Genomic DNA, 13887 nt, shown 5'->3' with positions numbered 1-13887 from the left:
TACTTGCAGCCTGAACCGACCCTTCCCGGCGCCGTCGCGCGTCGGGCGGATCCGTATTCCGGAGGACAATTTGTGAAGAAACCAGCCAGCCTTTGGCTGATTGCGGCCGCGCTATTGCCGTGCGCCGCCCACGCCGACGCCGGCGTGACCCTGTATGGCATCGTCAGCACGGCGGTGCGCTATACGTCGAACATCGATGCGCGCCATCACGACCAGCTTGCGCTGGTGCCCGGCGGCATGGTGGGCAGCCGCTTCGGCCTGAAAGGCGACGAAGATCTGGGCGGCGGCAACCACGCCATCTTCCAGCTTGAAAACGGCTTCGGCAGCGACGACGGCCGCACGTCGTACAACGCGTTGTTCGGCCGTCAGGCGTGGGTGGGCCTGTCCGGCAACTGGGGCAGCCTGACCTTCGGCCGCCAGTACAACGCGCTGAACAATATCGGCTGGGCGTTCGATCCGCTCGATCAGGGCTGGGGCAACTTCTGGTCCGATCCGCTCTATATCGGCGGCGACATCTTTTTCCAGGACTACCGCATCGACAACAGCGTGGTCTATCAACGTACGGTGGGGCCGTTTTCCGTACAGCTCGACTACGGCGCCGGCGAACAGCGCGGCAACATGAGTCACGGCACCACGCTGGGCGGCGGCGTGAAGTATCAGCAGGGCGCGCTGGCGCTGGGCGTGGCGTACGACCAGCGCCGCAGCGACGACGGCGCCAGCACGGTGCGCAACTATTCGGTGGGCGGCTCGTACGTGATCGGCAAGGCAACCGCTTACCTGGGCCACATGGGCCGGCGCGAATCCGCTGGCGACGCGCGCTACAACATCTCGTTCGTGGGTCTCGGCTATCCGCTCACGCCGGCGCTGCATCTGTCCGGCGCGTACTACCGGTATCGGCAGTCGGGCGACGTGACCACGCAGTTCCAGGACACGCCCGTGCACCTGGGCGGCGGCAACGCCGACAGCGTCGCATTCGTGGCCGACTACGCGTTTTCAAAGCGCACCAGCCTGTATCTGGAAGCGGACGTGGTGCATGCGCGAGGCGGCACGGTCGGACGCGAAACCGAATACTGGGCGGGCGCGCCGGTGACAGACGTCAGCCGCAGCACGCGCGTTGGCGTGATGGTCGGCATGCGCCATCACTTCTGACGCGCCAGCGCGCGCCGCTCAGGCGCCCTGCGCTTCCTTCGCGATATCGCGGATCGCCTGCTCGAACGCCTCGACCGGCTGGCCGCCGGTTACCAGGTAGCGGTTGTTGAAAATCACCGACGGCACCGACTGGATCCCCATGCTCTGGTACTCGCGCTCTTCGTCGCGCACTTCGTCGGCAAAGGCGTCGCTGTCCAGCACGTTGCGCGCTTCGGCCACATCGAGTCCCACCGATTGCGCGGCTTCCAGCAGCACATCGTGATTGCTCGGGTCCTTGCCCTGGCCGTGATAGGCCGTCAGCAGCGCCTGCTTCAACGGCAGCTGCCGGCCCTGCGTGCCGGCCCACTGCAACAGGCGATGCGCGTCGAACGTGTGGTAGACAAAGTCGCGCGGACCGAAGGTGAATCCCACGCTGGCGCCACGCTCGCGGATCATGGCCTGCGTCTCTGCAATCTGCGCAGGCGTGCGGCCATACTTCTTGCCCAGGTAATCGACGATGGCCTCGCCCTCGGGGCCCATCTGCGGATTGAGCTCGAACGGATGCATCACCACTTCGGCCTCCACCACGTCGCGCGTGCGCTCCAGCGCCTGCATCAGCGACGACAAACCGATGGCGCACCATGGGCAGGCGATATCCGAAACGAAATCGATCTTGAGTGACTGGGGCATGACTTTTTCCTGTTGTGCCGGGTTCGTAGGCAGACGCGACAGGGTAGCCGGAAATATCGATGCTTGCAGAGCCCGCGCGCATCCCACGCAAGCGGAATTCGCATGTGGTACGCGCCACGCCTCGGCTACGGCAGCCGCAGACGCCGCCCTATACTGGTTTGGGCGCGACAATCCGCTCGCGCCGGGAGACAGCCATGGCACGCCAATATATCGATTGCCGCGAATTTCCGAGCGATACACATTGCACGGTGGCGCTGAGCGCCGATAGCGAAAAAGAGCTGCTCGAAGCGGCCGTGCAGCACGCGGTTCAGGTGCATGCCCATCAGGACACGCCGGAGCTGCGCGCCCAACTCAAGGCATGTTTCAAGGAAGGCACGCCGCCGGCCTGAATCCGCGGCGCGCAAAAAAAAGCAGGCCCGCGCGGGGGTGCGCGGCCTGCCGACAAATCCGGGTCCCAGCCAGGGCCGGATACAGATGCCTGCCGTCGTGCTCCGGCCCCTTGTCAGGGCCGGGCGCCCGCCCCAGCCGGCGCCGACTGCATCGGCATCATGTTCAGGTTGGCGTTGTGCATGACCCAGAGCGATCCCGCCACGACGATGGCGATCAGGAACACCGTGCACAGAAAGATCCCGGTGTTGCCGCGCTGGCCCTTGCGCGGGCCGAGGTGCAGAAAGAACACCAGCTGCACCAGCAATTGCGCGATGCACAGCGCGACGATCAGCGCCAGGCCCGCACGCGCGGGAAGTACCTTGCCCATCACGGCGCCGAACGAGACAAAGGTCAGCAGCAGCGACAGCGCATAGCCAACCAGATGGCTGCGCAGCGTGCCGTGCGCATGGTCATGGGAAGTATGGTGGGTGGTGCTCACAGGAACTCCCTCAGATAGACGATCGTAAAGACGCAGATCCAGACCAGATCGAGGAAATGCCAGAACAGGCTCAGGCACGCGAGGCGGCGGCGCACGATGGCGTCCAGCCCGAACACCTGGATCTGGTTGACCATCACGACGATCCACAGCAATCCGGCGCTCACATGCAGCCCGTGCGTGCCCACCAGCATGAAGAACGCCGACAGATACGCGCTGCGGTTAGGCCCGGCGCCTTCATGGAGCAGCGCGCGGAATTCGTAGATCTCCATGCCGACAAAGGCCGCGCCCAGCGCGAAGGTCAGCACGATCCAGCGAATCACTTCGTAGCGATTGTCCTTGCCCGCCTGCAGCTTGAGCATCGCCACGCCGAACGTGAGGCTGCTGGTCAGCAGCAGCATGGTTTCGCCAAGCACGAAGCGCAGGTCGAACAGCTCCGCGCCACCGGGGCCGGCCGCCGTGTTCTGCACCAGCACGCCAAAGGTGGCGAACAGCACCGCGAAGATCAGGCAATCGCTCATCAGATACAGCCAGAAGCCCAGCGTGGTCTGGCTGGCAGCGACGTGCGCATGATCGGCGTGATGGGTGTGATCGGCGGGATGCGCGCCGTGCGCGCCGTGGTCGTCGTGCCGCGGCGCGGTGGACGGTTCCGTCCGCAGTTTCAAAGTCGTCGTCATGATCAGTGGGCGCTCTTCAGTTGCTGCATGCGCGCATGCTCCATGCGCTCCACGACGGCGGCGGGCACGTAGTAATCCACGTCGCGGTCATAGCTGCGCGCGATGAACGTGATGATCATCGCGGCAAGCCCCAGGCCCGCCAGCCACCAGATGTGCCAGACGAATCCGAAGCAGAACGCCAGGCCGAACACGGACACCAGGAAACCCGCCGAGGTATTGCGCGGCATATGGATGTCCTCGTAGCGGGCGGGCACCGCGTAGGCGCGGCCCGACTGCTTGTCGTCCCAATGCTGTTCGAGCGACGTGATATGCGGCACCTGCGCGAAGTTGTAGAACGGCGCCGGCGATGCCGTGGACCATTCGAGACTGCGGCCGTCCCACGGATCGCCAGTCAGGTCGCGATGCTGGTTGCGGTCGCGCACGCTGACAAACAACTGCCAGAGAATGGCCAGGATGCCAAAGCCGATGATCACCGCGCCGACCAGCGCCACGATCAGGTATGGCTGCCATTCCGGATTGTTGTAATGGTTCATGCGGCGCGTCATGCCCTGCAGGCCCAGCGCATACAGCGGCATAAAGGCGAGATAGAAGCCGATCAGCCAGCACCAGAACGCTACCTTTCCCCAGAACTCGTTCAGCGTAAAACCGAACACCTTCGGGAACCAGAACGTCATCGCCGCCAGGCAACCGAACACCACACCGCCGATGATCACGTTGTGGAAGTGGGCGATCAGGAACAGGCTGTTGTGCAGCACGAAATCGGCTCCGGGCACTGCCAACAGCACGCCGGTCATGCCGCCCACGGCAAAGGTGACCATGAAGCCGATGGTCCACAGCGTGGACGAATGAAAGCGGATGCGTCCGCGATACATCGTGAACAGCCAGTTGAACAACTTCACGCCGGTGGGGATCGAGATAATCGACGTCATGATGCCGAAGAACGCATTGACGCTGGCGCCGGACCCCATCGTGAAAAAGTGGTGCAGCCACACGAAGAACGACAGCACGCCGATCGACGACGTCGCGTACACCATCGACGTGTAGCCGAACAGTGGCTTGCGCGAGAACGTGGCGATGATCTCCGAGAACGCGCCGAAGCACGGCAGGATCAGCACGTAGACCTCCGGATGGCCCCAGATCCAGATCAGGTTCACGTACATCATGGCGTTGCCGCCAAGTTCGCTGGTGAAGAAATGCATGTCCAGATAGCGATCCGCGGTCAGCAGCGCCAGCGTGGCGGTCAGCACCGGAAAGATCGCCACGATCAGGATATTGGTGATCAGCGCCGTCCACGTGAACACCGGCATCTTCATCAGATTCAGCCCCGGCGCGCGCATGCGCAGGATCGTGACGATGAAGTTGATGCCGGTCAGCGTGGTGCCCAGCCCCGATATCTGCAGCGCCCAGATGTAGTAGTCGACGCCCACGGTGGGGCTGTATCCCAGGCCGCTCAGCGGCGGATAGGCGACCCAGCCCGTGGCGGCGAAGTCGCCGACAAACATCGACAGCATGACCAGCACCGCGCCCATTGCCGACATCCAGAAACTGAGCGAGTTGACGAACGGGAACGCCACGTCGCGCGCACCGATCTGCAGCGGCACGATCACGTTCATCAAACCCAGGATGAACGGCGTGGCGACGAAGAAGATCATGATCACGCCATGCGCGGTGAAGATCTGATCGTAGTGATGCGGAGGCAGATAGCCGGCTGCGTCGCCCACGGCGATGGCCTGCTGCGCGCGCATCATGATCGCGTCGGCAAAACCGCGCAGCAGCATGATCAGCGCCATGACGATATACATCACGCCTACGCGCTTGTGGTCGACCGAGCAAATCCACTCTTTCCAGAGATAGGTCCACTTGCCGTAGTACGTGATCGCGCCGAGCAGCGCGGCGCCGCCCAGCATCACCATCGCCAGCGTGCCCATGATGATGGGCTCGTGCAGCGGGATGGCGTCGAGTGAAAGTCTTCCGAACATGATGATTAGCGTTCCAGTGGCTGCGATGCCGGCAGCGGCGGTATGTTGGCGCCCGCGATGGCGCCGAGGGTCACGGGGCTGTCGGCACGGCAGATCTCGCCGTTGCTGGCCATGTATTGATCGACCACGCCCTGGAACAGCCGTGGCGACACCTTGCCGTAGAGCGTGACGGGGTCCTTGCTGCTGGGCTGTTCCAGGCGGCGGTATGCCGCGTCGTCGAGCGTGTTGCCCGATGCGCGGGCGCGCGCGATCCACGCATCGAATTCCGCGCGCGAGGTGGCAATGGTCCGGAAATGCATGTCGGAAAAGCCGGCCCCGCTGTACGCGGCGGAGCGGCCGTCGAACACGCCCGGCTGGTCGGCAATCAGATGCAGCCGCGTCTGCATGCCGCTCATTGCGTAGACCATGCTGCCCAGCCGCGGGATGAACATCGCGTTCATGGTCGATTCGGCGGTAATGCGGAAGTTGATCGGCGTACCCACCGGAATCGGCAATTCGTTCAGCGACGCCACGCCGTATTGCGGATAGATAAACAGCCACTTCCAGTCCAGCGCCACTACATCGACTTCCAGCGGCGCCACCGTCGATTCGATTGGCCGGAACGGATCGAGCTTGTGCGTGGTGTCCCAGATGATGATGCCGAGCAGCGCCACGATCACGCACGCGATGCCCCACACCACCACTTCGATGCGCGTGGAATGCGACCAGCGCGGCGCGTATTCGGCACGCGTGTTGGTCTCGCGATAGCGCCACGCAAACACCAGCGTCAGGATGATCACCGGGATCACCACCAGCAGCATCAGCGCGGTGGCCAGCACGATCAGGTTGCGCGTCTGCACGCCGATCGATCCGCTGGGGTTCAGCAGATCCCACGAGCAGCCAGTCAGGATCAGCGGCGCGGCGGCGTACAGCCACGCGCGCGCGGACCGCAGGGAGAGGGGAAATCGCCGGCGCGCACGTCTTTGGCCGGCAGGTTGCTCACGCATATCGAACACCTTGTCTGAGGACCCAGGCATCTACCGGCAGGCACCGGTGTTTGTATGGATTTGCCTGGTTTGCGCGGCATGCTAAGGTAAGACAACATCCATACAACATGAGTGGAACCGTGCGTACAAGCAGTCTCGCAGGCGGCTTGAGACCCGTCTGGATCGGCGAATTCGCCAAGGCGGGCGGGCCGCGCTACATGCAGATCGCCGACTTTCTGGAACGTGCGATGGCCGATGGCGGGCTGGCGCCAGGCGATCGGCTGCCGCCGCAGCGCGAACTGGCGGCGCTGCTCGGCGTCGACCTGACCACCGTCACGCGCGCGCTGGCCGAGGCGCGGCGGCGCGGGCTGGTGGAGCCGCGCGGATCGCTCGGCACGTTCATCGCCGCGCCGTCGTTCGACCTGGCCCCGGCGGTGGACCTGAGCATGAACGTGCCGCCTCCGCCGGACGGCATCGATTTCGGCGACATGCTGCGTCGCGGCCTGACGCAGGTGACGCTGCGCGCCGACGCCAGCCTGCTGATGACCTATCAGCTCGGCGGCGGCACCCAGGCAGACCGGGCGGCTGGCGCAAGCTGGCTGGCGCCGATGCTGGGCGATGTGGCGCACGACCGCGTGGTGGCCAGTCCCGGCGCGCAGTCGGCACTGGCGGCGCTGATGCTGTGCCGCACCGCGCCCGGCGCTTCCATCGCCGCAGAACCGCTGATCTATCCCGGCGTGCGCGCCGCCGCCGCAGAGCTGGGACGTCATGTGGTGACTGTCGAAGTCGACGGCGACGGCATGCGTCCCGACGCGCTCGACGCGGCATGCAGCGAGCGCGGCGTGCAGATGATTTACCTGAATCCCACGCTGCAGAATCCAACCACGCACACCATGCCCGAAGCGCGTCGGCGCGATATCGCGCACGTCGCCGCGCGCCACGGCGTGCCGATTGTCGAGGACGATCCGTACTGGCTGCTGACCCCTGACGCGCCGCCACCGCTGGCCGCGCTCGCCCCGGCGCAGACGTTCTACATCGCCACATTGTCCAAATGCCTGAGTCCGGGGCTGCGCACCGCCTATGTGGTGGCGCCGGACGCCGAGATGCAGGCGTCGATGCTGGGCGCGCTGCGCGCGATTACGCTGATGGCCGCGCCGGTGGCGACGGCGCTGGCCACGCAATGGATTCGCGATGGATCGGCGGCAGGGCTGCTGGCTGGCATACGCGCCGAGGCGGCCGCACGGCAGCAGATCGCGCGGCAATGGCTGAGCGGCGCGGGTACGCTGGCGCCCTCCGGCATTCACGTATGGCATGCGCTGCCGAGCTATTGGTCGTCGGCGGGATTCGGCCGCGCGGCGCGCGACGAATCGCTGCGCGTCACCGCATCGGACGTGTTCTACGAAGGCGCGGCGCCGCCCAACGCGATCCGCATTTCGCTGGGCGGCGCGGCCGACCGCGCGCAGTTGTCGATGGCACTGAAGAAGCTGTCCGCGCTGCTGGCCCGCAAGCCGCCAAGCGCGTCGATGCCCGTGATTTGAGTGCGCCGCGGCGGGGCGAAACGCGCGCGGGTCTAGCGCACAACCGCCAGCAGCCCCGCGATGCCAAAACCCAGCGCCGCCAGCGCGTCGCCGGCAATCAGTCCGCCGCCCACCAGCGACGTCGTGCTCATGTCGTCGGGCAGCGCGTGCTGGTCAGCGCGCATGTCAGCGCCGCGATCGCGCCCATCGGCCAGCGCCCGGGACCGCCACTCGACCACGCCGGCCACCACGCCGCCCGCCGCCATCCACCCCGACGCCGCCAGATTGACGAAGCCGCCAAACGACGACGCGTATGGCGACGGCAGCAGTACCGCATCGAGCAGGAAATCGCACGTCTTGCCGACGCGGCCCTGCGCGGCAAACCGTCGATAACGCGCCGATGCGCGGATCGCCTTGCGCAGGATTTCGGTCACCAGTCCGATGGCCAGCCCGATCCACACGGCCAGCCGCTGGTGCGGGCGATCCTCGGTCATGCTGCGCAATGCGCCGACGATCTTGTACGTCATCGCGGATGTCCAGCGCGCCGGTTGCTGGTCGGCGGGCAGCACGGTCTGGTCCAGTCGCAACACCGGATAGGCGTCCATGAACAGCCGTGCGAGCGCCACGGCCAGCACCGCGCCGGCCACGATGCCCATCGCCTGATAGCCGAACTGCACCATCCGGTCCGTGCCCAGACGCCAGCCCGTCGAGCGATCCTGCTGCATGTCGCAGGCCTGGGCAGTGGACACCAGCAGCACCGTCGCAGCGATCAATCCGATCTGCGGCGCGCGCAGTCCCGCGGCGGCCATCAGGATCACGCTCAGCACAAACGCGGAGGAAATCGGATTCTGGTCGACCATGCCGACCGAGATGCCGTTGACCAGCGCGAAGATCAGCACCAGCGCCACGGCCATCGACTGGTAGCCGACCGGTTGGCCGAACCATGCCACGCCGGCCGCCACCACCGCGACGCCCCACACCACCACCCACGCGACGATCCAGCGCTGCGGCATCCCAGCCGGGCGCGCGGCCGTGCTCAGCCGCGCTCGCCAGGCGCGCGCCAGTAGTAGCGACACGTCGATGGCGGCCGCCCCCATGATCATGCCGAGCGCAAACAGGAAGGTGATCTTGCGATACGGATCGCCGGGCGACAGCCAGCCAATCGAGACAAACCACGGCGTCAGCGCCCAGCCCACCAAACCGCCAACCAGCGCCGCGATACTGATGCGCGCGCCGACGATCATGCCCGCGCCGAACGTCGACGCCGACAAGTCGATGGCGCCCAGCCAGGCCACGCGCGTCGCGCCCACGCCGGCCAGTACACCCAGTCCGACACCGCCAGCCAGCCGCGCAATCGCCCGGCGCAGCAGCACCGGATCGGTCAGCGCGCGCAGGATATTGGCCACCGCCAGCCCGGACGGAAACGTCAGCTGCATGCGATCGACCAGCAGCGGCGTGTACAGCATGCCCACGCCAACCCCGTACATGCCGATGCAGAGCATGTAGCCGACCAGTTGCCAGACCGGCGGCTCCGGCATGCCCATCCAACCCATCGCCTGGATCACCACCACCATGCCGCCCATGCCGGCCACCGACGCGGCGGCGGTCTGGATGTAGTTGGCGCCGTGTCGACCCGCCGCGCCGTAGCCCGCGGTGACCGCCGAGCCAAGAATGCCGGCCAGAACTTGCCCGCCGACAAAGAACCCGAGCGAGAAATTCATGTACGCGGCCGCCACGCAACCGAGCGGACCGAGCACCAGCATGCCCGCCGCGCCAAGCAGCAAGTGGTACTGCCATGTATCGGGCGCGGGCAGCCAGCGGGGCGATTGACGGATCAGAGTCGGCATGAAATGGGCCTGAGGGGATCGAACATGGAAGCCGCGAATTCTGCGGCCGACGACATGCCGCAACGCTGCAAGCGTACCCATTTCTGCGTCATTCACCCATCCCAAATTGCGCGCCATCGCACCGCCGTTCCAAATGGGTGCCGATTGCGCGGCGGTGGCGCATCCGTTTGGGAATAAAGCCGGCTATCCCGCGCGGCGCCTTGCCTCACGCGCCGGCAGCTGGGCGCGACCGGCCGCGATCCGGTCGTCGGCACTCCGCGCGCGGTCCGCTCGACGAAGCACGCCGCAATCGCAGAGCGTCATCGAGCGTACCCGTTTCTGCGTGCGCCGCACGCGCTGTCGATTCAGCCCGGGACGGCGCGTCACGCCCCTGACGCCGGCTTTGATAATCGCCCGGAACATGCAACGCCGTTGCCCGGCGCATGGCGCGGCGGGCATAGAATGTGGCGTCGGCCCGCCGGCAAACCCTCCCAACCTGCCTCGCCTCAGTACTGTCACATCATGAAGCCCGCCTTGCTCGTCATGGTTCAGCTCGAACCGGATCACATCGTCCTTATCTCCCACCACTTCGACGTCTTCTATGCGCCCGGACCCGAAGGCCGCGCCATCGAGATCGCCGTGAATGGCAAGAAATTCCGCGCCGTGCTGACCAACGGCACCACCGGCATCACCGCCGCGGAAATCGATGCGATGCCGCAGCTGGAGCTGGTGTGCGCGCTGGGCGCGGGCTACGAGAACATCGACATCGCCGCCTGCAAGGCGCGCGGCATCGCCGTGGGCAATGGCGCCGGCACCAATGACAGCTGTGTGGCGGACCACGCCATGGCGCTGTTGCTGGCGACGGTACGCCGCGTGCCGACGCTCGATCGCGCCACGCGCGACGGCGTCTGGCGCAATACGATCCCGCTGCCGCCCAACGTGTCCGGCAAACGCCTGGGCATCGTCGGGCTGGGCACGATTGGTCGGCGCATCGCGCAGCGCGGGCAAGGCTTCGATCTGGAGATCGGCTATCACAACCGCAAGCCGCGCGCGGACGTGCAGTTTCGCTACTTCCCCGATTTGATGGCGCTGGCCGAATGGGCCGACTACCTCGTCGTGGCCACGCCGGGCGGCGCGCAGACGCGCCATATGGTCGATACCGCCGTGCTGCGCGCGCTGGGGCCGCACGGCTATCTGGTGAATATCGCGCGCGGCAGCGTGGTCAACACGGCCGCGCTGGCCGATGCGCTGCGCGCGGGCGCGTTGGGCGGCGCGGGCCTCGATGTCTACGAAAGCGAACCGGCGCCACCCGTCGAACTGTTCGATTGTCCTAACGTCGTGCTCACGCCGCATGTGGCCGGCTGGTCGCCGGAGGCAGTGCTGGCGTCGGTGAACCAGTTCATCGAGAACGCGCGCCGGCACTTTACCGGCGCCCCACTGGTGGCGCCGGTGCTCTAGGCATGTCCGGCTGTCCCGCCAGGCTGTTCGCTGGGGATCGACTAATGATCGCTAAAGCGCCGCGGGAATCCGCCCGAATCCGCGCCTAGGCATCCGCCTGGGCCACGGCCGGAAAGACCACCCGCACGCGCAGCCCGGGCGCCGCGTCTTCCAGCGCCACGCGCGCGCCGTGGGACTGCGCCACTTCGGCGACGATGGCCAGCCCGAGTCCGCTGCCGCCGGTGGGCGCATCGGGCGCGCGATAAAACCGGTCGAACACGCGCGCACGCTCGGCGGCCGGGATGCCCGGGCCGTTGTCGGCCACCACCAGTTCCACGCCGTCAGCGGTGTGCGCTACTTGCACGTCGATCCGGCCGCCGCGCGGAATATAGGCCAGCGCGTTGTCGATCAGATTTGTCAGCAGGATGCGCAGCGCATCGGCGTCACCACGCACCGTGACGGGTTCCGGGCCGGTGTCCTCCAGTCCCAGGTCGATGTCGCGATCGAGCGCCGCCTGCGACATCTGGGCCACCACATCGCCCGCCAGCGCGCGCAGGTCCACCGGTTCGTGCGGCGGCGGCGCGGCGCCGGGCTCCTGGCGCGCCAGCGTCAGCAACTGCGCCACCAGATGCGTAATGCGCTCGAGTCCCTGCCGCAATTGCGCCACGGCCTGCTGGCGCGTCGCTGCGCTATCCGCGCGTTCCACCAGTTGGGCCTGCAGTTGCAGCGCCGTCAACGGCGTGCGCAACGCGTGTGCGGCGTCGGCCACGAAAGCGCGTTGCGTGTCGATGGCGTGCGACAGTCGCGCCAGCAATTGATTGAGCGCATCGGACAGCGGCGCGATCTCGTCGGGCATGTCGCGCACGGCCAGCGGCGCCAGCGTGTTGGCGTCGCGCAGCCGCACTTCGGTGGCGATCTCGCGCAATGGCCGCAAGCCGCGACCCACCGCCAGCCACACCAGCCAGCCCAGCAGCGGCAGCAACAGCAGCAGCGGCGCCACGGTGCGCAGCGCCATGTGCGCGGCCAGCGTGCGGCGCGCGCTCATCGGCTGGGCGATCTGCACGACGGCCGGCCCCAGCTGCACGCTGTAGATGCGCCATTCGCCCGATTCAGTGCGCGCATCGGAAAAGCCCAGCTCCGCGCGCGGCGGCAACACCGGATGCGAGTGCGACAGGTATAGGCTGCGCCCCGAGCCATCCCAGATATGGATCACCACGTCTTCATCGGCATGCAGCAGATCCGCACCGGCGCCGCTGCCGGCGTCGAACTGCGGCGCCACGGGCGCGGAAAACTGGCTGGGCAGCGCGGCGGCCACCTGCTTCATCTGGTAGTCGAACAGCGCGTTGGCTTCCTGTCGCGCCTGGCCATAGATCAGCGCGGTGGCCACCGCGATGCCGGCCGCCAGGCCCGCCGCCAGCCACCAGAGCAACGTACGTTGGATCGATCGCATCAGTCGGCGGCCCCTTGCGTGCCCTCGGCGGCGGCGTCGCGCTGCGGAATCAGATAGCCGACGCCGCGGATGTTACGGATCAGCGCCGCGCCGAACTTGCGGCGCAGCGCGTGGATATAGACCTCCACCGTGTTGCTGCCCACCTCGTCGTCCCAGCCATAGAGCCGCTCCTGCAACTGCGCCACCGACCACACCTTGCCGGGACGGGCCATCAGCGCCGACAGCAGCGCGTATTCGCGCGCCGACAGCCGTACCGGCGCGCCGCCCTGCGTGGCCTCGCGCGTGGCCGGGTTGAGCACGATATCGCCGTAGCGCAGCACGGGCTCCGCGCGGCCCTCGGCGCGGCGGACCATCGCATGCATGCGCGCCACCAGTTCCTGCAGATCGAACGGCTTGATCACGTAGTCGTCCGCGCCGGCGTTAAGGCCGGCCACGCGGTCCGACACGGCGTCGCGCGCGGTGACGATCAGCACCGGCGTGCGCACGTTGCGCGCACGCAGCGTCTTGAGGACGTCGAGCCCGGAGCGACGCGGCAAACCCAGATCCAACAGCACCAGGTCATAGCCGCCGTCGGCGCGCGGACCGTGCTGATCGGACGCGGCTTCGAGCCCTGCGTCGCCATCAGTCACCCAGTCCACGGTAAAGCCTTCCTGGCGCAGCGCCAGCTTCACGCTTTCGCCAATCATGGCGTCGTCTTCGACCAGCAATACACGCATGATGTCGTCGTTCAGGGATGGACGTGGCGCATGTCGCCTTCGAGCCGGTCGGCCAGCGCGCGCGCCAGGCCCGGCAGCGCGGGAAATTCGGCCGTGATCACGTGGACGGGAATATCGGCCAGATACGCGCCCATGCGGCCCTTGTCGGCAAAGCGCCGGGAAAACGGCGACGCGCGGAATGCATCGACGAAGCGCGGCACGATGCCGCCGCCGATATACACGCCGCCGCGCGCGCCCAGCACCAGTGCGACATCCGCGGCGACCGATCCCAGCAGGCCGCAGAACACGTCGAACGCGCGGCGGCACAGCGCATCGCCGTGCTTCACCGCGCCTTCGGTCACCTGCGCCGGCGCGAGCGGTACGGCCAGGGGCGTACCCATTTCTGCGGACAGCGCAGCATGGATGTGCGACAGCCCCGCGCCCGACAGCAGGCGCTCCGCGGACACGCGTCCAAGCTCTGCATGCGCGGCGCGCCAGGCGATCCATTCGTCGTCGGTGGCCGGCATGATCTCGATATGGCCGCCCTCGCCCGCCAGCGCCACCGCGCCGCCGCCGGGCGCCGGCACCAGGCCCGAGACGCCCAGCCCGGTGCCCGGGCCGATCAGCGCGCGCGGCGCGGTGGGTACGGCCGTGCCCG

General features: G+C 67.1%; 13 protein-coding genes. 4 read left to right on the top strand and 9 right to left on the bottom strand.

From position 1 onward, the window contains the following. Window positions 1–72 precede the first annotated feature (72 nt). Complete coding sequence (locus F7R19_RS06250) at window positions 73–1149, top strand: porin (protein WP_150979686.1); 1077 nt, start codon at window positions 73–75, stop codon at window positions 1147–1149. Between the two features lie 18 nt (window positions 1150–1167). Here F7R19_RS06250 and F7R19_RS06245 read toward each other — a convergent pair whose 3' ends face one another. Continuing rightward, window positions 1168–1818 carry a DsbA family oxidoreductase gene (locus tag F7R19_RS06245; RefSeq protein WP_150979685.1) on the bottom strand — a complete coding sequence of 217 codons (651 nt, stop codon included), beginning with the start codon at window positions 1816–1818 and terminating at the stop codon, window positions 1168–1170. Window positions 1819–2012: 194 nt separating this feature from the next. On the opposite strand from F7R19_RS06245, the gene F7R19_RS06240 reads away from it, so the two are divergent. After that, entirely contained in the window at window positions 2013–2207 is a 195-nt protein-coding gene (locus tag F7R19_RS06240; protein ID WP_061955686.1) for a DUF1059 domain-containing protein, read from the top strand. A 113-nt stretch (window positions 2208–2320) separates the two neighbouring features. On the opposite strand, the gene cyoD is transcribed toward F7R19_RS06240, so the two are convergent. The 4 genes from cyoD to cyoA are packed head-to-tail and all read right to left on the bottom strand — an operon-like array spanning window position 2321 to window position 6325. After that, the gene (gene cyoD / locus F7R19_RS06235; RefSeq protein WP_061955684.1) at window positions 2321–2686 is read right to left on the bottom strand and encodes a cytochrome o ubiquinol oxidase subunit IV; all 366 of its coding nucleotides are present in this window, start codon (window positions 2684–2686) and stop codon (window positions 2321–2323) included. Beyond that, window positions 2683–3360 carry a cytochrome o ubiquinol oxidase subunit III gene (gene cyoC, locus F7R19_RS06230; RefSeq protein WP_150979684.1) on the bottom strand — a complete coding sequence of 226 codons (678 nt, stop codon included), beginning with the start codon at window positions 3358–3360 and terminating at the stop codon, window positions 2683–2685. Before cyoC ends, cyoD begins: the two co-directional genes overlap by 4 nt. A gap of 2 nt (window positions 3361–3362) precedes the next feature. Further along, on the bottom strand, window positions 3363–5339 hold the full coding sequence (cyoB, locus tag F7R19_RS06225; protein WP_150979683.1) for a cytochrome o ubiquinol oxidase subunit I: 1977 nt from the start codon (window positions 5337–5339) through the stop codon (window positions 3363–3365). Between the two features lie 5 nt (window positions 5340–5344). After that, window positions 5345–6325, bottom strand: coding sequence for a ubiquinol oxidase subunit II (gene cyoA / locus F7R19_RS06220; protein ID WP_150979682.1), 981 nt, complete (start codon window positions 6323–6325; stop codon window positions 5345–5347). Window positions 6326–6432: 107 nt separating this feature from the next. On the opposite strand from cyoA, the gene F7R19_RS06215 reads away from it, so the two are divergent. Beyond that, entirely contained in the window at window positions 6433–7842 is a 1410-nt protein-coding gene (locus tag F7R19_RS06215; protein WP_211922715.1) for an aminotransferase-like domain-containing protein, read from the top strand. A gap of 32 nt (window positions 7843–7874) precedes the next feature. Here F7R19_RS06215 and F7R19_RS06210 read toward each other — a convergent pair whose 3' ends face one another. Continuing rightward, a complete protein-coding gene (locus F7R19_RS06210) occupies window positions 7875–9668 on the bottom strand; it encodes an OPT/YSL family transporter (protein ID WP_150979680.1) in 1794 nt (597 codons plus the stop codon). Window positions 9669–10169: 501 nt separating this feature from the next. Here F7R19_RS06210 and F7R19_RS06205 point away from each other — a divergent pair. Then, the gene (locus F7R19_RS06205) at window positions 10170–11105 is read left to right on the top strand and encodes a 2-hydroxyacid dehydrogenase (protein ID WP_150979679.1); all 936 of its coding nucleotides are present in this window, start codon (window positions 10170–10172) and stop codon (window positions 11103–11105) included. Between the two features lie 85 nt (window positions 11106–11190). Here F7R19_RS06205 and F7R19_RS06200 read toward each other — a convergent pair whose 3' ends face one another. The 3 genes from F7R19_RS06200 to F7R19_RS06190 all read right to left on the bottom strand — a co-directional run. Further along, a complete protein-coding gene (locus F7R19_RS06200) occupies window positions 11191–12534 on the bottom strand; it encodes a sensor histidine kinase (protein ID WP_061955674.1) in 1344 nt (447 codons plus the stop codon). Further along, window positions 12534–13250 carry a response regulator transcription factor gene (locus F7R19_RS06195; RefSeq protein ID WP_150979678.1) on the bottom strand — a complete coding sequence of 239 codons (717 nt, stop codon included), beginning with the start codon at window positions 13248–13250 and terminating at the stop codon, window positions 12534–12536. Before F7R19_RS06195 ends, F7R19_RS06200 begins: the two co-directional genes overlap by 1 nt. A gap of 11 nt (window positions 13251–13261) precedes the next feature. Continuing rightward, a partial coding sequence (locus tag F7R19_RS06190) for a glucokinase (RefSeq protein ID WP_211922714.1) occupies window positions 13262–13887 on the bottom strand: 626 nt, incomplete at its 5' end.

The organism is Cupriavidus pauculus (assembly GCF_008801835.1).
Lineage (GTDB): Bacteria > Pseudomonadota > Gammaproteobacteria > Burkholderiales > Burkholderiaceae > Cupriavidus > Cupriavidus pauculus.
The sequence above is the reverse complement of the archived record's forward strand: the minus strand, read 5'-3'. Positions and strand labels throughout refer to the sequence as shown.